This window comes from Bacillus sp. AFS012607 (genome assembly GCF_002558005.1).
In the GTDB taxonomy this organism is placed as follows: domain Bacteria; phylum Bacillota; class Bacilli; order Bacillales; family Bacillaceae_G; genus Bacillus_A; species Bacillus_A thuringiensis_S.
Genome location: NZ_NTVM01000009.1, coordinates 1 through 19,632 on the forward strand (window position 1 = coordinate 1; position 19,632 = coordinate 19,632).

Sequence of the window (19,632 nt, forward strand, 5' to 3'; positions counted from 1 at the left end):
TTCCTTATGTTAACATCTTCATTTTTCAATGTCAACTAAGTTTTTCAATTTCTTTTTTGTCGTTTTCTGCGTTTCCGCATCAGCGACGGTTATTAATATATCATGCAGTATATACAGGGTCAATACTTTTTACAAAAAAATTTCACATCCCGTTAAAAACTTAAAAATCGCTGTAAAAATCATTATAGCACCCATTCATTCTTCATGGCTCCCCTCCTATCCATTTCATATCTTATCCCTTTATCAATTTACTCGAGAGTGAAAATTCTAAATTTTATGTTATATTATTATTATAGGAGTGTGGTGAGAATGAGCATTAAGTATTCAAACAAAATCAATAAAATCCGGACCTTTGCATTAAGTTTAGTATTTATCGGCCTCTTCATTGCATACTTAGGTGTCTTTTTCCGCGAAAACATTATTGTTATGACAACGTTTATGATGGTTGGCTTTTTAGCTGTTATCGCTAGCACTGTCGTTTACTTTTGGATTGGTATGTTATCTACTAAGACTATCCAAATTATTTGTCCAAGCTGTGATAAGCCAACAAAAATGCTCGGCCGTGTCGATGCATGTATGCACTGCAATCAACCTTTAACACTAGATCGAGATCTAGAAGGAAAAGAATTTGATGAAAAGTATAATAAGAAGAGTTATAAATCATAAGTATCAAGGGAAATACGAGTTTGCAACACTACAAACGTTTCAACTCATTAAAAAGTTGATTTCTTAAGAAATCAACTTTTTAATTGTTTTATTAAATTTATTACACCTATTTTTTCGAAATAACAGTAAACATCCCTGTCATGTTAGGCGAATAATCTTTAAAATCATATTTTTCGTAGAATGACGTTTTACCTTGCGACGCAAACAAACCAATGAATGCTTTATCTGGAGCATTCTGATTTAAGTATTCTACTAAAGTATTCATTATTTTCTTTCCAATACCATTCTTTTGATACTCTGGATGAACCACTATATCTTGAATATAGAAATAGATAGCCCCATCACCAACAATTCTCCCCATGCCGATGATTTGATTATTATCCTTGACTGTTATACAGTAAATCGAATTTTGAAGTGATATTTCCGCAACCTCAAAGTTCATATAATTAGTCCATCCCACAGAATCACATAAATATTTATATTCTTCCAATGTTGGAATGTCACTTTTAATCTCATATTTCTTCAAAATGTCCCCTCCAAGAATTCATTTCCACCAATACAAAGTAAATTCGACAAACTTTTATCTAACCCTTCTTACTAACTTAGCACTGTAAATCCCGATTAACCTCACGCTAATCCTTATATAATAAAGAAAGAGGCTGACGTATAGCCGTCAGCCTCTTTCTTTATTATATATTACGCCTTATGACACTCTGGACAAACGCCATAAATTTCTAAGCGATGACTATTAATAACGAAGCCTGTCGTTTTTGCAGCTTCCTCTTCAAGTTGTTCCAAACCTCCATAAGGAAAATCAACAATCTTACCACATTTTTCACAAATCACATGATAATGTTGACTTGTAACATAATCAAATCTACTTGAAGCGTCTCCATAAGTTAATTCCTTTACAAGTCCAACCTCTTTAAATACACGTAAGTTATTATAGACAGTTGCAACACTCATATTTGGAAACTTACCTTCTAATGCTTTATAAATGTCATCCGCTGTTGGGTGCGTCATTGATTCCACAAGGTACTCTAAAATAGCATGACGCTGTGGAGTAATGCGTACACCCGTATTTTTCAGCATTTCTAGCGCTTCTTTTAATTCTTCTTTGACCACCGTCATGCACCCCGATTCTATACGGATTATTATTTTATAATTCTTATAAAGAGTGTACTCCTTTTCTTATAAATCGTCAATATTTCTACTATAAGTATGTGGTTTATTTTTATATTCAGGGCTTGTTTTTATGTATCTTTCCCTTTTTCTTCATATATTACATAGAAAAAAGTGCGACATAATCGCACTTGGAATACTATCATCTGAGGAGGTATGCCCTACACTTCCACTTTATGTAAGGCAGTAAAATATGTATAGACACTTGCCTTGTTTCTGCATATTTTATCTCCACTATAGATTTATTTTATATAAGAAAGAACATCCTCAATATGTCCTTTCACTTTCACTTTACGCCACTCTTTCACAAGTTCACCATCTTTATTAATAAGGAATGTAGAACGCTCGATTCCCATATACTCTTTCCCAAAGTTCTTTTTCAGCTTCCAAACATCATATAACTCTGCTACTTTATGATCTTCATCTACTAAAAGTGTAAATGGCAATTCATGTTTCTCAATGAATTTCAAATGTCTATTCGCTGAATCAGGACTTACTCCAAGAATAACCGTATCCTTCTCTTGAAATACTCCATACGCATCACGAAAATCACATGCTTCAGTTGTACATCCTGGCGTCATATCTTTCGGGTAAAAATAGAGAACTACATTTTTACCGCGGAAATCAGCTAGGCTAACTTCTTCTCCGTTACTTCCCTCTAATGTGAATTCCGGTGCCATTTCTCCTACTGTAATCATAGTTATCACTCCTACTCTTTTCCTTTACTATAACAAATGCTTCCTTATTTTTCATTGTCTATTACAGACCTCATCACAAAAGCAAAAGGGAGTGTATATCCAATTAGCGCTTCTGCAATTGCAATCCATCGCCCAATTCCAATCGGAGATATGTCACCATATCCAACAGACAATAAAGTAACTGCGCTAAAATATAAACAAACTTCAACGAGTTGAAAAGAATGAGCGTTCAAACTTTCTCCGTCCTCTTTCAAAACTGCGAAACCCATTTCCTCTAATACAACGTAACTTAATCCAAACGCGATCAGTACTGTTGTATAGATTAAAAATAATGTGGCCAAATTATACAGCGAAAAAAAACGCGTTGAATCTGAATAGGAACTCCATAATAATTGGACACTTTTCAAAATAGCGATTGCTGCAAGTAATAGAATAAATCCCCATAACATGTCCTCCACCTCATTTTATATGTATGAGACGACCATTGGATTTATCCCTTAGAAACAAACAAGCTTCTATAATTAATTCCCAGCACCACGGTACCTTTTTACCCCTTGATTCCAAAGAGTGATTGCAATCGTAAAACAGATAACACCAACAATTGGCGTCGCGAATGCATAACTATTCCATTCTGTTTTTCTTAAAAAGTATGCTGCTGGATATACTCCAACAAACGCAAACGGTAAAACAAACGTTAAAATGAAACGAATTACACGATTATAAATATTAACAGGATAGCGCCCGTAATTACCTATGTTATACATAAGGGGCATAATTGAACTTTTCGCATCTGACCAAAAACCAAGGCTCGCAAGCGTAACAAATATCCCTCCATATACAAGTGCGCCTCCTCCTACCATCAATATAAATAAGAAGAAATCATACCAGTAAAAAGATAATTGTAACTCTACAGCTGCATATCCCATTACAATCATTCCTGTAATGGCCCCAATTAAAGACTCAAGTTCCATTCTTTCTAATATAATTTGAAACAAGCTATGAATCGGTCTCGTTAATATACGATCCATCTCCCCTTTAATAATGTAACGATCATTAAAGTCCCATATGTTAAAGAAAGCTGAGAAAATGGCAAACGGCACTAAAAAGAAACCATAAATAAAGATTACTTCTTCTCTACTCCAGCCTTTTAATGCTTGTGTATGCCCAAACACAACGAGAATAAAGATTAAATTAACAGCCTGTAGTGATAAATCAGAAAGTAATCCAACGATAAAATCGCCCCGATACTCCAATTTTGTTTTTATATATTGGCTTGCATATTGCAAAAATAGTTTTATATATATCATCTCATCATCCCCCTTGTACAATTAGACGTTTTCTCGCCGTTCTCCACATAAGTACAATTGGAATAATAAGGACAATCGCCCAAATTACTTGGAATAATAATGCCTCATACAATTTATTTCCTTGTATACCTTCTGAAAAAATCATACTCGGAATATAACTAATGGCTTGAAACGGTAAAAACATCATTGCCTTTTGGGCCCATAACGGATAAAAACTAATCGGTAATAATAGACCAGAAAATAAATCAATAACAACGCGTTTTGCATACATAATTCCACTATTATTAAATAGGAAGAACGTGAGCATTCCCGTCATTAAATTAATTTGTGTATTAATAATAAAACTAAATATTAGAGACAAGAAGAAATATAACCACGTTTGAAAATTCGTTGTAATTTGCAATGAAAATAATAACGTAACGATAACCATACCTGGAATTGAAAAAAATGCAAAACGAAATATCCCTTCCCCAAGACCTTGCATCACTTTCATCCCTAAATAATTATATGGACGAATCAGTTCTACCGCTACACGTCCTTCTTGAATCTCCATCGCAATTTCCCTATCTATATTATTAAAATAAAAGGCACGTGCCATCCACGCAATTGCGATATACGTAGTCATTTGCGAAATAGATAAACTTTCAATGTTCTCTTTTCCGCTATAAATTGCTTGCCATAAAAAATAATACGCACCGATATTAATCGTATAAATTAAAATCCCGCTATAATAATTTGTGCGATACGCAAGCATCATTAAAAAGCGAATTCGAATCATTTCAATATACTTACCCATGTTTAATACCTTCTTCATAAATGTTACGAATAATTTCCTCTGTAGACACTTCATTAATTTTTAAATCTTTAATTTGAAAGGCTTGTACTACTTTAGAAATAAGCATTGAAATAATAACTTCTTCATTCGGTATTTTTGCAACCCACGCGTTTTCCTCTTTCGCTTTCGACCAAACGACATGACTATCTGGCATAACCATTGATAAAGCCTGATAGGAAACTGGTGCAATAAACTGAAAATGTATTTCCTTCTCTGCTCCCCACTGCGTACGAAGATTATTTAAAGAACCGTCATACATAATATTTCCTTCATCCAGCATGATAACACGCTCACATAATGCTTCAATATCAGTAATATCATGGGTTGTTAATAAAATTGTTGTTTTATAACGTTCATTCATTTCTTTTAAAAATTCACGTATTTTCAATTTCACAAGTACATCTAGCCCAATTGTTGGTTCATCTAAAAATAATAACGGTGGGTTATGAATTAATGCTGCCGCTAATTCACAACGCATTCTTTGACCTAGAGATAACTTTCGAACTGGCTTATCTAATAAAGGACCAATATCTAACGTTTCAATCACGTGTTCCATATGCTCTTTATACTGAGCGTCTGATACACCGTACACTTTTTTTAATAAACGAAAAGATTCTTGTACAGCAATATCCCACCAAAGTTGTGAACGTTGACCGAAAACAACACCAATGGTTCTTACAAATTCTTCTCTCTGCTTATGTGGGTTCATCCCATTTACTAAAATCTCTCCTGATGTCGGAGTCAAAATCCCCGTAAGCATTTTAATTGTTGTTGATTTACCAGCACCGTTCTCACCGATATAACCAACCATCTCACCTTGTTTTACAGTAAAAGATACATCATTTACTGCTGGTACTATTTTATAATTACGATTTAATAAATCGCGAAATGCACCCTTTAAACCCGGACGACTTGAATAGGCTGTAAATTCTTTACGTAACCCTTGTACCTCAATTACCGATTTCATAATCGGACCCCCCTCCTAAATGTCACAACGAATAGTTTACCCAACTGCCTTCTCTATCACAAACAATACGTCTTTTCGAAAAACATGTTAGAATAATACATAGATTTTTGTAAGGAGATGAATGGTAGTGAAATTCACAAAATCAGAAGCATTACATAAAGAAGCTTTAGAACATATCGTTGGCGGCGTTAATAGTCCTTCTCGTTCTTTTAAAGCAGTTGGCGGTGGCGCTCCTGTTGCTATGGAACGTGGAAAAGGTGCTTATTTCTGGGATGTAGACGGAAATAAATATATCGATTATTTAGCAGCATACGGTCCTATTATTACTGGACATGCTCACCCGCACATCACAAAAGCAATTACAACAGCTGCTGAAAATGGTGTACTTTACGGAACACCAACAGCGCTAGAAGTAAAATTTGCAAAAATGTTAAAAGAGGCAATGCCTGCTTTAGATAAAGTACGCTTTGTAAACTCTGGTACTGAAGCAGTAATGACGACAATTCGTGTTGCTCGTGCTTACACAGGCCGCACAAAAATCATGAAATTTGCTGGTTGTTACCACGGTCATTCTGATTTAGTACTTGTAGCAGCTGGATCTGGTCCTTCTACACTAGGAACACCTGACTCAGCCGGCGTACCACAAAGTATCGCTCAAGAAGTTATTACTGTTCCATTTAATAATGTAGAAACTTTAAAAGAAGCGTTAGATAAATGGGGACATGAAGTAGCGGCTATTCTTGTAGAACCGATTGTTGGAAACTTCGGTATTGTAGAGCCAAAACCTGGATTCCTTGAGAAAGTGAATGAACTTGTTCATGAAGCTGGCGCACTAGTAATTTATGATGAAGTTATTACCGCTTTCCGCTTCATGTACGGTGGTGCTCAAGATTTACTTGGCGTAACACCAGACTTAACAGCTCTTGGTAAAGTTATTGGCGGCGGACTTCCAATCGGTGCTTACGGTGGTAAGAAAGAAATTATGGAACAAGTTGCTCCGCTTGGCCCTGCATATCAAGCAGGTACAATGGCAGGAAATCCTGCTTCTATGGCATCTGGTATTGCTTGTCTAGAAGTTCTTCAACAAGAAAGACTTTATGAGAAATTAGATGAACTTGGTGCCATGCTTGAAAAAGGAATTTTAGAGCAAGCTGCAAAACATAATATCGATATTACATTAAACCGTCTAAAAGGCGCTTTAACTGTATACTTCACAACAAATACAATTGAAGATTACGATGCAGCACAAGATACAGACGGTGAAATGTTCGGTAAATTCTTCAAGCTAATGCTTCAAGAAGGAGTTAACTTAGCACCTTCAAAATACGAGGCATGGTTCTTAACGACAGAACATACCAAAGAAGATATTGAATATACAATTGAAGCTGTAGGCAGAGCATTTGCTGCTTTAGCAGATAGCAAATAATCTCGTCATTAAAAGGAAAAAAGAAAGCACATCTTTCTTTTTTCCTTTTTTCTATTTCATAAATCCCACATTAATAGTATAATTATTCATAATTATCTGTTTTATATTCTTTTACATCATTACTATCTCTGTGTACAAGGTGATTCACACCTTAAATAGTAAGATTATTCTAACTTTTACAAGAGGGGGGATTGACGGATGCTCAATAAAACAAATACATGGACACCGTCTTTATTTCGAGATTATAGAAATGCAGAACATGATGCGTGTGGAATCGTTTCCGTTATGGAGAAACGAAAAATTCCTACAAAAGAAAACATTGACCTTTGCATACAATCACTCGTCAAAATGAATCATAGAGCTGGTTTCATTAATGGCGAGGGCGATGGCATCGGCATTCACATTGATGTACCAAAAACGCTTTGGAATGAAAAACTAAAAAGTAGTGGATATAATCCAACGATTGTGGATCATCCCCACTTTATCGTTGGACATTTTTTTCTAAATAAAAAAGAAAACATTACTGCCTTAAAAGATTATATTCGTACGCAATTAAACAACAAAAACTTTACTATCATTTTCGAAAGTGATGATGTAACAAACTCAGATGCGCTCGGTCCACTCGGTAAACAAGAAGAACCTTTATTTTGGCAAGTTGCCCTTATCGCAGAAAATGAAATTACAAATATTGAGCAAACATTATTTTCTGTCACAATAAAAATAGAGGAAAACGAAGCAATTCATGTTGCTTCATTAAGTCGTGATCATGTTGTATATAAAGTTCTAGGTGCTGGTGATACACTTGTTGCCTACTATAATGATTTACAACATCCACTTATCGCTTCAACTATGACATTAGGACATAACCGCTACTCTACTAATACATTATCTAATTTTTTTCGTGTACAACCATTTAGTATTCTCGGACATAATGGTGAAATTAACACAATCGCAAAATTACGCGATCAAGCTGAAATGATTGATGTACCACTTACTGCTGGAGGCAGTGACTCTCAAGATTTAAACCGCACCTTAGAAACCCTACTTGTTCAATACGACTACAGTTTATTTGAAGCAATGGAAATACTATTTCCACCAATTATTAATGAAATTAAACTTTATGAAACACCTTTACAAGATTTATATACGTATATACGTGAAGCATGGGGACATTTTGCACAAGGACCAGCTGGCATCATTTCCCGTTTTAAAGATGAAGCTGTTTTCAGCGTTGATTCCCTTGGATTACGCCCAGTATGGAAAGTAGAGACAGAAAGCTCTTATATTTTCTCTTCTGAACCTGGAGTTGTATCACCAACTAAATATGTAGCAGAACCAAAGCCACTCGCCCCTGGAGAAAAGGTCGGATTAAAATGGAATGAACAAGATGAACTTGTTCTTTATGAATATGACAAATATCAAATCCAAGTATATAACCGTTTTAAAAAGCGAATTGATACTACCAATTATCATTTAAATTTATCTATCCCTGAAACGCAAAAAATCCAAGGGCTATGTGATTTTGTTCAAGTTGAAACGAAACAATACGTCGCTTTCGGATGGGACCGAGAACATATTCAGCTTCTTGAACAGATGGCAACAAAAGGTGTTGAACCAATACGCTCACTTGGGCATGACTCACCACTTGCCGCACTTGATACTGATAGACGAAATATCGCTGACTTTATTAAAGAAAGTGTAGCTGTTGTTACAAACCCAGCAATTGACCGTGACCGTGAAATTGAACACTTCTCTACACGTACTGTACTTGGAGAGCGTCCAAGTTTATTAAGCGGCGCAAAACGGCCATTTGTAGTTGAAATGCTTTCACCAATTATTTTAGAAGGCAGCGTGGCACAACCTATTGCAGAGGAATTACACACAATTACGTACGAACAACTCACAGCGTTATTTAGGACTCATAACTCTATTGCCACAATCTCTGCTACATTCAGCTCGTCAGAAACCCTGCAATGTGCATTAAGCCGCATTAGTTCTGAAGCGATAGCTGCTGTTAACAATGGTGCTTCCCTACTAGTATTAGATGACGCAAAAGCCCATCTAAATGAACGCTTGTGGATTGATCCACATTTAGTTACCGCGAAAGTACATCAAGAATTAAGTGAAAATAAATTACGCCGCAATTGTTCTCTCGTTATACGTTCTGGTGCCCTTCGCTCCTTACATGACATTGTCACGCTATATGGATTAGGAGCAGATAGTATTAATCCATATTTATTATTCGCGACTGTAAGTGATGGAACAAAAACACCAATTACGAATCTGTATAATGCACTTAATAAAGGATTAGAAAAAGTCATTTCAACAATTGGAATTCATGAGTTACGTGGTTACGGACGTCTCTATTCATCTATTGGGTTACATGAGGAAATTGCAAATATATTACAAATCACAAATTTCTTCGGTTCAAATGATTTAGCTTTTTCACTTGAATCACTTGCTGAAGATGCAAAAATACGAGCAGAGGATTATAACAATCCTAAAATTAGAATGCGAAAATCATTTCATATATTCCCGCGAATTTGGAAAGCAATCGGCGATGTTGCAAAAGGAAATCCTTATGATGACTACCGTGACAAGTTAAGTGAACTAGAAGAGAATAATCCAATCGCAATCAGACACCTTGTTCAAACGAAACAAACAAAACATGTCGTTCCAACTGAAGAAGTATCTATCGGCATTCAAAATCATAATTTACCATTTATTATTAGTTCTATGTCATTTGGTTCTCAAAACGAAATTGCCTTTCGCGCATATGCAGAAGCGGCCGATCAGCTAAATATGATTAGCTTGAACGGTGAAGGCGGCGAAATTAAAGATATGATCGGGAAATACCCACATACACGCGGACAACAAGTGGCATCTGGGCGATTTGGAGTAAATGCCGAACTACTAAACTCATCGAATTTAATTGAAATCAAAATCGGTCAAGGCGCAAAGCCTGGTGAAGGTGGGCATTTACCTGGTTCAAAAGTGACAGCCAAAATCGCTGAAGCACGTAATGCGACAATCGGCTCAGATTTAATTTCACCTTCTAACAACCATGATATTTATTCAATTGAAGATTTAGCTCAAATGATTACGGAAATTAAAACAGCTAATCAACTTGCCAAAGTAGCCGTGAAAGTCCCTGTTGTTCCTAATATCGGAACAATTGCTGTCGGTATCGCCAAAGCTGGTGCTGATTTTATTAACATTAGCGGATTCGATGGTGGAACAGGTGCTGCACGTATTCACGCCTTGCAACATGTAGGTCTTCCTGTAGAAATTGGTGTTAAAGCCGCTCACAACGCTTTATTAGAAGCGAGCATGAGACATAAAGTAGAGATTTGGGCAGATGGTGGTATTCGAAGTGTAAATGATGCCTTGAAAATCATGCTCCTCGGAGCAAACCGTATTGGATTTGGCACACTGTCAATGATTGCAATCGGCTGTACTACTTGCCGTGGGTGCCATCTAGATACTTGCCATGTTGGAATTGCGACACAAATTGAGTCTGAAGCACAGGCAAAAGAACATGGATTACGCCGCTTCGTCCCACGCGAATTAGAAAGCGCAGTTGCTGGCCTGCTAAATTTATTCACCTCTTTCGGTGTAGAACTAAAACGATTAACAGGACAGCTTGGGTATACAAATTTACAAGCAATTGTCGGGCGTTCTGATTTATTAGAGCAAGTTCGGGGCGAAAATTTATTAAACTTATGTAATTTACTACAAATAATAGAACATCCATCTGTTACAACAACAAAAGACGTACCAGAAAAACAATTTAAAACAGTTCATTCCGCTGACTCAAAAGAATTAGTAGGCGTTGGTGTAGAGCAACGCGTTATGGGCGGTCTAGAATCATGTTATCGCGTTCGCAGTAAACTATATGAAGCTACTCAACTTGAACCACTTACATTAAAGTATACGAATGGTTCTATCCCTGGAAATGGGTTAGGTGCTTACAATAGTGAAAATTTATTTATACACGTAAATGGCGGCGCACAAGATGGCATTGGTAAAACTTCCTTTGGTGGTGGTATTTATATAACGAAATCAAAAGGAAAAGACGGAGTATATTATAACGGTTCTGTCGGAAAAGGATTTGGATATGGGGCACAAAAAGGGGCACTATACGTGCAAGGGAACGCTGATGCTCGTGCTGGCATTCGCCTTTCTGGGGCAGACATGATCATTGGAGGTAGAATAACAAAACCACTCCGTGAAAAAGAGCAAGGAAATATAGGTGCATACTCCAATATTAAAGGTTTTGCTTTTGAATATATGACAAATGGGCGAGCGCTTGTTTTAGGTGACCCTGGTCCATGGATTTGCGCTGGCATGACTGGCGGTGTTGTTTATTTGCGTCATGATTCAAACTTAGGCTTAACAGAACAGGCCTTAAAAAGAAGAATTGCAAAAGGGGCAAATGTTACATTACAATCAATTAGTAAAAATGGTTTGAAAGATGTAACTGAATTATTGCTAGACTATATTCGTGTACTAAACGAGCATGAGCAATATGAGGAAGTTGCTTTGTTAACCCCATTATTAGATGATATACAGAACCAGTTTTTTGAAATTATCCCAAAAAAAGAACAGGCAGATCCATCTATCTCAACAGAGTAACATGAGTAATTTTCATTATTAAGAAAAAATTGACGAAGTACACTTCTCATAGTAATCTATAGTAACAATTTGAGACCTGCTGAAATTCAGCAGGTCTTTTTACTAAAAACTGATGTTTAAAAGAAATTAGGAAAAATTATAAAGTGAAACTTTAATTAGCCTACAGCAATTGAGCGTTTACCGGCATCCAGCTACTGAATTTAGAGGCGGGAATCTTACTGTTCGCAATTAGCCGGATAAAATGAATACTAATTTCTTTTAACGTCACTAAAATATCACTTGCTAACATATTGTAATGAATGTATAGTATCATGTTGTACATTCATTATGACAAGAGAAAGGATCTTATTAAGGGTATGAAACTTGGTGCTCGCATTTTAAAAACGGGTATTGCCATCACGTTAGCTTTATTTGCTTGTATTTTACTTCAATTACCGAGTCCGGTATTTGCGGGAATTTCAGCTATCTTTGCTGTTCAACCGTCTGTATACCGTTCTTATTTAACCGCACTTGAACAGATTCAAGCAAATGTAATCGGTGCGATATTTGCTATCGCATTTGCTACTGCTTTTGGACATAATCCTTTTATTATTGGATTAACATGTATATTAGTAATTGCTCTTACACTGCAATTACGATTAGAAAACACAATATCAATTGCTTTAGTAACAGTTATCGCCATTATGGAGTATCAAGGCGAAGACTTCTTTAGTTTTGCCTTACTTCGATTTGCGACAATTATGATTGGTATTATTGCAGCTTCACTTGTAAATTTAGTATTTATGCCGCCGAAATATGAAACAAAACTTTATCATCGTATCGTTGATAATACAGAAGAAATTGTAAAATGGATTCGAATGAATAGCAGGCAGGCTTCTGATTTTACAACGCTAAAAACTGATATTGATCGTATGAAAGAAAAAATGATCAAACTAAATCATTACTATTTGCTGTATAAAGAAGAAAGAAGCTACACGAAAAAAGTAAAGTTCGCAAAAATTCGTAAGCTCGTTTTATTCAGACAAATGTTAGCGACAACAAGCCGTGCTTTAAGTACGTTAAAATCATTACACCGTACTGAAAATGAACTACGCTACATGCCGGAAGAATTTCAGGAATCTATCCAAAACGAACTTGATTCATTAACGCATTATCATGAACAAGTTTTATTAAAATTCATTGGTAAAGCAAAAAAACAACAATCAGTTGAAATGCTTGATGAAGTTGAAACAGGTAAACAAGAATTAATTGATATCTTTATGGAATATCAAAACAAGGACGATGAAGAAGCATATAAAACATGGTTACATCTCTTCCCTCTTATTTCTTCCATCATTAACTATAGTGAAGAAGTAGAGCATTTAGATTTACTTGTAGATAGCTTCTACACATACCATAAACCAGAAAAAGAACTCCAAATCGATGATAAAAAAGAAGACGAATAAAAAAGCAGCTCCTTTTATGCTAAAGGAGCTGTTTCTGTTATATGTTGAAGTTGATATAAATTATAATAAAATCCTCTTTTTCGCATTAACTCTTCATGAGAACCGGTTTCTTTAATCTGACCGTCTTCAATATAAATGATCGTATCAACATGCGTAATTGTCGCTAATCGATGTGCAATTATAATCGTTGTCCGGTCAGCAGCTAACGTCTGAAGCGCCTCTTGAATATACCTTTCATTTTCTAAATCTAAAGCCGAAGTTGCTTCATCCAATATAAGTACCGACGGATTCTTTAGAAATACGCGTGCAATTGCCACGCGTTGCCTTTGCCCACCCGATAGCTTCACACCACGTTCTCCAACGACAGTATTATAACCATCTGGTAAATCTATAATAAAATCATGAATTTGCGCAGCTTTGGCAGCTGCAATCACTTCTTTCTCTGTAGCTTTCGGATTTCCATATAAAATATTAGCTTCAATTGTATCGCTAAACAATAAATTATCTTGCAGTACAATTCCAATATTACTACGTAAATTTCTCATATTATACTTCCTTACATCTATGCCATCTACATAAACCGTGCCTTCAGAAACATCATAGAAACGCGGGATCAAACTAGCAAGAGATGACTTCCCTCCTCCACTCGCTCCTACAAGCGCTACTTTCTCTCCAGACTGCATAGTTAATGACAAGTTGTGTAATATCTCTTTTTCATCTGCATTATAACGAAAAGAAACATTATCAAATACAATTTCTCCATTTAATTTTTCCGTTTGTATCGCATTTGGCACATTAACAATATCGTATTTTTCATCTAACAGTTCAAACACACGATCCATCGATGCAAAAGATTGTGTCAATGTTGTAGATGAATTAACAAGGCGGCGAAGCGGACTATATAAACTATCCATATATCCAACAAAGGCTACCATCGTCCCTAGCGTTAACTGCCCCTGAATTACTTCATATGCTGCAAAACCAATCACAAGTAACGGACCTAAATCGGTTAACGTATTTACTGCCGAAAATGTTCTCGCCGTCCAACTTGTATGGTTTAATGCTTTCGTTAAAAATTCATTATTTCTTTTTTCAAACTGCTTCCCCTCATACTCTTCTAACGCAAAGCTACGTGTCACTTGCATTCCTTGAATACGTTCATGCAAATACCCTTGCATCGTCGCTAACGCTTGTGAACGCTCTTTCGTCAATTTCCGAAGACGTCCGAAAAAATATTTCACTGCTATTACATAAATAGGTAAAATCAATAACGCAACAAATGTTAATTTTATATTCATAGAAAACATAACAATGATAGCGATAGCAATTGTTGCAGTATCTAACCAGACGTTCATCAAACCTGTAATTACAAAATCTTTCGTTTGTTCTACATCATGGATGACCCGTGAAATAATCTCCCCTGTTTTCGTATTCGAATAATAACGTAAGCTTAACTTTTGTAAGTGACCGAAAATATGCTTCCGCAAATCATACAGTATTGTATTTGCGATACGTTGCGCGAAATATTGACGATAATATTCAATCGGTGGTCTTAATACCGCAAAAATAAAAAAAGCAATTCCAATCGCTGTTATTAATTGAGATGTTTTATCTTGAAGTGAACCCGCCCCTTGAATTACATCATCGATAATATACTTTAATAACCACGGCATAATAAGTGGAATACCGAACTTAACTAGTCCAATAATAATTGTAATAGCAATAAGCCATCGATATGGTTTAACAAATTGTAAATATCTTTTTATGCCCTGCACATAATCCCCCCTCTAATAGGACAAACCTGCCGGGAAATTCCCTGCAGGTTTGTTTTAATTTCTGTACATTAAATATCGTTCATACCACATATCTACGAAATCTGGTGCGAATGGACCTTTTCTTTGATGAATCCACTGTGTTAAATGTGCTACATTTCGTTTTAAAATTGTATCTATAACAGGTGGATACTGCATAATTTGACTATGTTTTTCATACTCATCTTCATCTAGAAGCGTATATGTCATATCTGGATACACTTTAATATCTAAATCATAATCAATATACTTTAATGCTTCAGAATCATACGCAAAAGGTGAGCTTAAATTGCAATAATAATATACGCCATCCTCCCTAAGCATCCCAATCACATTAAACCAATAGTTAGCATGAAAATAACAAATTGCTGGTTCGCGCGTAATCCATGTTCGACCATCTGATTCTGTAACTACTGTACGATCATTCGCTCCGATCACAAGACTCTGTGTCCCTTTTAAAATTGTTGTTTCTTCCCACATTCTATGAATGGAGCCATTATGTTTATAACTATGTATTTGTACTTTTTCTCCTTCTTTGGGAAATCCCATATATGCTCCCTTCTTTCAACTGCAAATGCCCTTTGAACGGCATTCACTTTTTTTCTATTATAACTTTTTTGTCAAAATTTTAAAACTAAAGGGATAACACTCTATTTTCCACACTGAATATGCAGGAGGTTTATCGTTGAATACAATAATCCCCAATCTTCTCAGGAAACAAGGATTGTATTGTATTATTTATAAAGTGAAACTTTAATCAGCCCTCACCAATCGGGCTTTTACGGGCAGCCCGCCCCCCACCTAACTTCTTTGCTTTCGCTGAATTTTGAGGTGGGGGTCTTATTGCCCGGCAAATAGCGGGATAAACGAGGACATGTAATAAAAAAAGCCCTTCTCTATTTGAAGGACTTTTCACCTGAGACAATGATATATCTTATCCTAAATTTGAAATCATTTTTTCAGTTGCAAAAGATTGGATTACACTATTTGTTTGTTCTTCAAATTTCTCATGTAACATCTTCAACGCTACTTCTGTTCTATATATTTCCTGACGGATAAAATGCAGTTCCTTTTTATCGCACATATCTTTTTCATTCATTTCAATTTGTTGATACTTCTCTAGATGTGCTTGTAACTTTAACAACTCATCCATCGTTTCTAATTGCTCCCCTACCAACTTATCAAAATCGTTCATTACTTACCCCCTTTGGACTTATTCATCAGTTATTATTCCTAATTACATATTTCTAATTGTTAACTTCCTTTTCCTTTGACTACATTTGTTGACTTATTAGAAGTTATGTCGTTCATTTTCTTTTCATTACAAAGATCCACACACAAAGAAAACACTTCTCTCGAATTGGAGAAGTGTTTTTCTTTCATTACTCGTTTGAACTAGAAGATTGTGATTGTTTTGCAGCTGACTTAGCATTTTGTTTTTTCACAGCATGCACGTCTGTTTCAGTTGCAAATTCTGTACCATAGCTAGCGTTTGCACTTTGTGCACCAGAAGCTTGTGCTTTCTTTGCTTCTGATTGTGCGTTTGCTTGTTTTACTGCTTGTACATTTGTTTCAGTCGCAAACTCTGTACCATAACTAGCATTTGTACTTTGAATGCTAGCACCAGAAGTTGCCTTGTTATAACCTTGTTGTTTTTTACTCATCTTTCTCACCTCCACAACCAATAATGTAACCAATTCACTTAGAGGCTATCCGTAATTTTATTTTGAATAATTTCCGCATATATCTTTTGTTACTTATTCAAACTATAAGAAATGGAGGTGGAAATATGTATATAGGACGCGATATGACTGAACTAACAATGGTTTCAAAACATGAATGGAAAGAAGATGAATTAGCTTATTTTCATCACTCACTACAACAGATTCTGCCTTATTTAAATGCAGAAGGTCAAAGTATTTACAAAGAAATTGTAGTAGAAATTGAATCAAGAGGCGGCTTACAAGAAGGTGAAGCTAGTTGGACTCATGGGACAAAAATTTCTTACGACTAAAAAAGTGTTCCCTAGATTGGGAACACTTTTTTATTTATTGTATTGTAATTTTCTCCACGCAATTTTCGTAAATAGTACGATGCGATTTCGAAAAAGGTAATTGCTCAAATGCTTCTTTCGATACAAATTTCAATGTATCTGTATCAACAATATTGCCAGTTACCTTTCCATAAAATACAAATATATCCCAAGTACGATGTGTAAACGTATGTTGTACATTCATTGCATATTCATCAATAGAAACCGCGAGTTCAAATTTTTCTTTCATATAATCTATAAGCTGTTCCTTCTGATTTCGAATACCTTCTCCAAGTTCAGCATTAGGAAACTCCCACATATTAGCTAACAAACCTGTACTTGGACGTTTATTAATAACGTAACGACCGTCTTCAGTTTGAAGTACTCCTGCAACAATAGGTACCATTTTAGGAGCTTTCGCTTTACTTTTTACTGGTAATTCTTTTTGAACACCTTCAGCATATCCTCTGCAATGCTCACGTACAGGACAAAGTAAGCACGATGGATTTTTAGGAATACAAATCAGTGCACCTAATTCCATCAATCCCTGATTAAAATAAGATGGGTTTTCTACTGAAATAATTTCACGCACAATCTCTTCAAAAACTTTTCGAGTCTTCGGTTTTGCAATATCATCCCATACTGATAAAATGCGAGATAATACACGCATAACATTTCCATCAACTGCCGGCTCTGGTATACCATATGCAATACTTAAAATAGCACCTTTTGTATATGGTCCGACTCCTTTTAACTTTTCAATTTTCTTTACATCACTTGGTACAACCCCGCCGTATACTTCTTTTACCTCTTTTACTGCCGCATGTAAATTACGTGCTCTAGAATAATATCCTAAACCTTCCCATGCTTTTAATACTTCTTCATCATCTGCGTTCGCTAACGCTTCAAGTGTAGGAAACTTCCCCATAAAATTTGCGTAATATGGTTTTACGGCTTCTACTCTTGTTTGCTGTAACATAATCTCAGAAACCCAAACGCGGTATGGATCTTTATTTTTTCTCCATGGTAAGTCGCGCTGCTCCTCTTCAAACCAACCAATTAAATCATTTTGAAACTGCTCTATATTAAATTTTTTTAGTATTTCAAGTGTCAAACTTGATCCCCCTCATTTTTTTGCATATAAGTACTATTATAAAGATTTTAGGAAAAAATTTAAGTAAGATGACATAGGAAATTGAAGGCAAAGGACTTGAGGTATCGAATAAAAAGAGTTACATTAATAAAAAACGGAGGTGGATTTTTATGGACACAGCCACTCACCTTGTTATGGGTATCACTTTAGGTAGCTTAGCAACATTAGATCCAGCCATAGCACAAAGTGATATTGGCCCACAAGCTGTTATGCTTGCTACAATTGCTGGTTCCAACATTCCTGACATTGACACAGTTTTAAAATTGCGTAATAACGCTAAATATATAAGAAATCATCGCGGAGTTACTCATTCCATTCCCGCGGTAATTCTTTGGTCATTTCTTATAAGTGGCATCTCTTTCGCCTTCTTTTCAGACGCTCCATATCTTCATCTACTACTTTGGTCATTTATTGCAGTCTTCCTTCACGTCTTTGTCGATATTTTTAACGCCTATGGTACACAAGCATTACGGCCCTTCACAAAAAAATGGGTCGCACTCGGCGTGATTAATACATTTGATACCGTAATTTTCTTTATCCATATACTTGCAATTGCTTGCATGCTCGTCGGTTCTCATAAAGGATACACAGCCTTAGCAGCATATATATTAATGATTATTTACTATATCGGACGGGTTATGATGCACCGAAATATAAGAAGCGTTGTACACAAACGTTTCAAAAATGTCGAAAAGATTATCATTTCTCCTTCTTACCGATTTTATCATTATCATTTAGCAGTCGTTACAGCTGATTATTACTACGTTGCGAGATGGCACCGTGGTAACATCATGATATATGACAAATTCGATCGGGTACCGTTCCCAGAAAATGATATTATGCGAGCAGCTAAACAAGATGAAAACATCTCGGCCTTCCTATCTTTCTCTCCTGTATATCGCTGGGATATTTTTGATCATGATCATTATTATGAAGTACGATTCATTGATTTACGGTATCGCAGTAAAGATTATTATCCATTTGTCGCGATTGTTCAGCTCGACCATAATTTAAATATTATTAGTTCCTATACAGGATGGATTTTTAGTGAAGAAAAACTTCGAAAAAAGCTGGAATTACTTCCACATTAAAAAAAGCGACTTAAGTCGCTTTTTTTAATGTTTCAAATGATCTTCTTGATTAATTAAATGGCTATACTTCGGATTATTTGTACGCATTTCATGAAGGCGTACACCATGATTATTAATCCATGATCGTACCACTTGCTCAGTCATTTCCTCACCTTGATAACGCCCTGATTTTGCATAAGTTGTTTGAAAATCTTCCCAAAGTAATTCAACCCACGCACGTGCTTGTCCGTAAGAAAGCTTGTCATTCTTATCTAATAATTCTTTCGTTAATGCTTCATAAATATCATTCATGTTCTAATCTCCTTTTCCCTATTTATCCCTTCATTTCTAAAGGATAGTTTCTTCTGTTTTGCACATTCTATAAGTGATACTTCTTAAAGAGGT

The 19,632-nt window shown here is 35.8% G+C and carries 19 protein-coding genes; 6 read left to right on the forward strand and 13 right to left on the reverse strand.

Annotated elements, in window-relative coordinates; all coding sequences use genetic code 11:
* Positions 1-309 precede the first annotated feature (309 nt).
* Positions 310-666 (forward strand): YgzB family protein, encoded by a 357-nt coding sequence (locus CN409_RS09210; protein WP_000025067.1) that lies wholly within the window; start codon positions 310-312, stop codon positions 664-666.
* A gap of 106 nt (positions 667-772) precedes the next feature.
* Here CN409_RS09210 and CN409_RS09215 read toward each other — a convergent pair whose 3' ends face one another.
* The 7 genes from CN409_RS09215 to CN409_RS09245 all read right to left on the reverse strand — a co-directional run bounded on the left by CN409_RS09215 (position 773) and on the right by CN409_RS09245 (position 5,655).
* Positions 773-1,192, reverse strand: coding sequence for a GNAT family N-acetyltransferase (locus CN409_RS09215; protein WP_000759743.1), 420 nt, complete (start codon positions 1,190-1,192; stop codon positions 773-775).
* Positions 1,193-1,362: 170 nt separating this feature from the next.
* Positions 1,363-1,791: a peroxide-responsive transcriptional repressor PerR gene (perR, locus tag CN409_RS09220; protein WP_000237831.1), complete on the reverse strand. Its 429-nt coding sequence runs from the start codon at positions 1,789-1,791 to the stop codon at positions 1,363-1,365.
* Between the two features lie 299 nt (positions 1,792-2,090).
* On the reverse strand, positions 2,091-2,546 hold the full coding sequence (gene bcp / locus CN409_RS09225) for a thioredoxin-dependent thiol peroxidase (protein ID WP_000633711.1): 456 nt from the start codon (positions 2,544-2,546) through the stop codon (positions 2,091-2,093).
* A 44-nt stretch (positions 2,547-2,590) separates the two neighbouring features.
* Positions 2,591-2,995, reverse strand: a complete 405-nt coding sequence (locus tag CN409_RS09230) for a potassium channel family protein (protein WP_000964360.1) — start codon at positions 2,993-2,995, stop codon at positions 2,591-2,593.
* A 72-nt stretch (positions 2,996-3,067) separates the two neighbouring features.
* Positions 3,068-3,853, reverse strand: coding sequence for an ABC transporter permease (locus tag CN409_RS09235; protein ID WP_000639350.1), 786 nt, complete (start codon positions 3,851-3,853; stop codon positions 3,068-3,070).
* A gap of 4 nt (positions 3,854-3,857) precedes the next feature.
* Positions 3,858-4,649, reverse strand: coding sequence for an ABC transporter permease (locus CN409_RS09240; protein WP_000521515.1), 792 nt, complete (start codon positions 4,647-4,649; stop codon positions 3,858-3,860).
* Positions 4,642-5,655 carry an ABC transporter ATP-binding protein gene (locus tag CN409_RS09245; RefSeq protein ID WP_000843649.1) on the reverse strand — a complete coding sequence of 338 codons (1,014 nt, stop codon included), beginning with the start codon at positions 5,653-5,655 and terminating at the stop codon, positions 4,642-4,644. The genes CN409_RS09240 and CN409_RS09245 overlap by 8 nt, the downstream gene beginning before the upstream one ends.
* 121 nt (positions 5,656-5,776) lie before the next feature.
* Between CN409_RS09245 and hemL the strand changes: the two genes are divergently transcribed.
* The 3 genes from hemL (at position 5,777) to CN409_RS09260 (ending at position 13,161) form a co-directional block, all read left to right on the forward strand.
* The gene (gene hemL / locus CN409_RS09250) at positions 5,777-7,081 is read left to right on the forward strand and encodes a glutamate-1-semialdehyde-2,1-aminomutase (protein ID WP_000260537.1); all 1,305 of its coding nucleotides are present in this window, start codon (positions 5,777-5,779) and stop codon (positions 7,079-7,081) included.
* A gap of 198 nt (positions 7,082-7,279) precedes the next feature.
* Entirely contained in the window at positions 7,280-11,716 is a 4,437-nt protein-coding gene (locus CN409_RS09255; protein ID WP_000933013.1) for a glutamate synthase-related protein, read from the forward strand.
* 356 nt (positions 11,717-12,072) lie between these two features.
* Entirely contained in the window at positions 12,073-13,161 is a 1,089-nt protein-coding gene (locus CN409_RS09260) for an aromatic acid exporter family protein (RefSeq protein ID WP_000765787.1), read from the forward strand.
* 14 nt (positions 13,162-13,175) lie between these two features.
* Here CN409_RS09260 and CN409_RS09265 read toward each other — a convergent pair whose 3' ends face one another.
* The 4 genes from CN409_RS09265 to CN409_RS09280 form a co-directional block, all read right to left on the reverse strand.
* Positions 13,176-14,936 carry an ABC transporter ATP-binding protein gene (locus CN409_RS09265; RefSeq protein WP_001161591.1) on the reverse strand — a complete coding sequence of 587 codons (1,761 nt, stop codon included), beginning with the start codon at positions 14,934-14,936 and terminating at the stop codon, positions 13,176-13,178.
* A gap of 54 nt (positions 14,937-14,990) precedes the next feature.
* On the reverse strand, positions 14,991-15,521 hold the full coding sequence (gene ntdP / locus CN409_RS09270; RefSeq protein ID WP_000506625.1) for a nucleoside tri-diphosphate phosphatase: 531 nt from the start codon (positions 15,519-15,521) through the stop codon (positions 14,991-14,993).
* 385 nt (positions 15,522-15,906) lie between these two features.
* Complete coding sequence (locus CN409_RS09275; protein ID WP_000997574.1) at positions 15,907-16,167, reverse strand: YgaB family protein; 261 nt, start codon at positions 16,165-16,167, stop codon at positions 15,907-15,909.
* A 187-nt stretch (positions 16,168-16,354) separates the two neighbouring features.
* Positions 16,355-16,636, reverse strand: a complete 282-nt coding sequence (locus CN409_RS09280) for a gamma-type small acid-soluble spore protein (protein WP_000039034.1) — start codon at positions 16,634-16,636, stop codon at positions 16,355-16,357.
* Positions 16,637-16,761: 125 nt separating this feature from the next.
* On the opposite strand from CN409_RS09280, the gene CN409_RS09285 reads away from it, so the two are divergent.
* Positions 16,762-16,986, forward strand: coding sequence for a hypothetical protein (locus tag CN409_RS09285; RefSeq protein WP_000275441.1), 225 nt, complete (start codon positions 16,762-16,764; stop codon positions 16,984-16,986).
* A gap of 34 nt (positions 16,987-17,020) precedes the next feature.
* Here the strand turns inward: CN409_RS09285 and mutY are convergent, their stop codons facing one another.
* Positions 17,021-18,118, reverse strand: coding sequence for an A/G-specific adenine glycosylase (gene mutY / locus CN409_RS09290; RefSeq protein WP_000171380.1), 1,098 nt, complete (start codon positions 18,116-18,118; stop codon positions 17,021-17,023).
* Positions 18,119-18,267: 149 nt separating this feature from the next.
* Between mutY and CN409_RS09295 the strand changes: the two genes are divergently transcribed.
* Positions 18,268-19,248, forward strand: a complete 981-nt coding sequence (locus tag CN409_RS09295; RefSeq protein WP_000379114.1) for a metal-dependent hydrolase — start codon at positions 18,268-18,270, stop codon at positions 19,246-19,248.
* A gap of 24 nt (positions 19,249-19,272) precedes the next feature.
* Here the strand turns inward: CN409_RS09295 and CN409_RS09300 are convergent, their stop codons facing one another.
* Positions 19,273-19,539 (reverse strand): YfhJ family protein, encoded by a 267-nt coding sequence (locus CN409_RS09300; RefSeq protein ID WP_000998159.1) that lies wholly within the window; start codon positions 19,537-19,539, stop codon positions 19,273-19,275.
* Between the last annotated feature and the right edge of the window lie 93 nt (positions 19,540-19,632).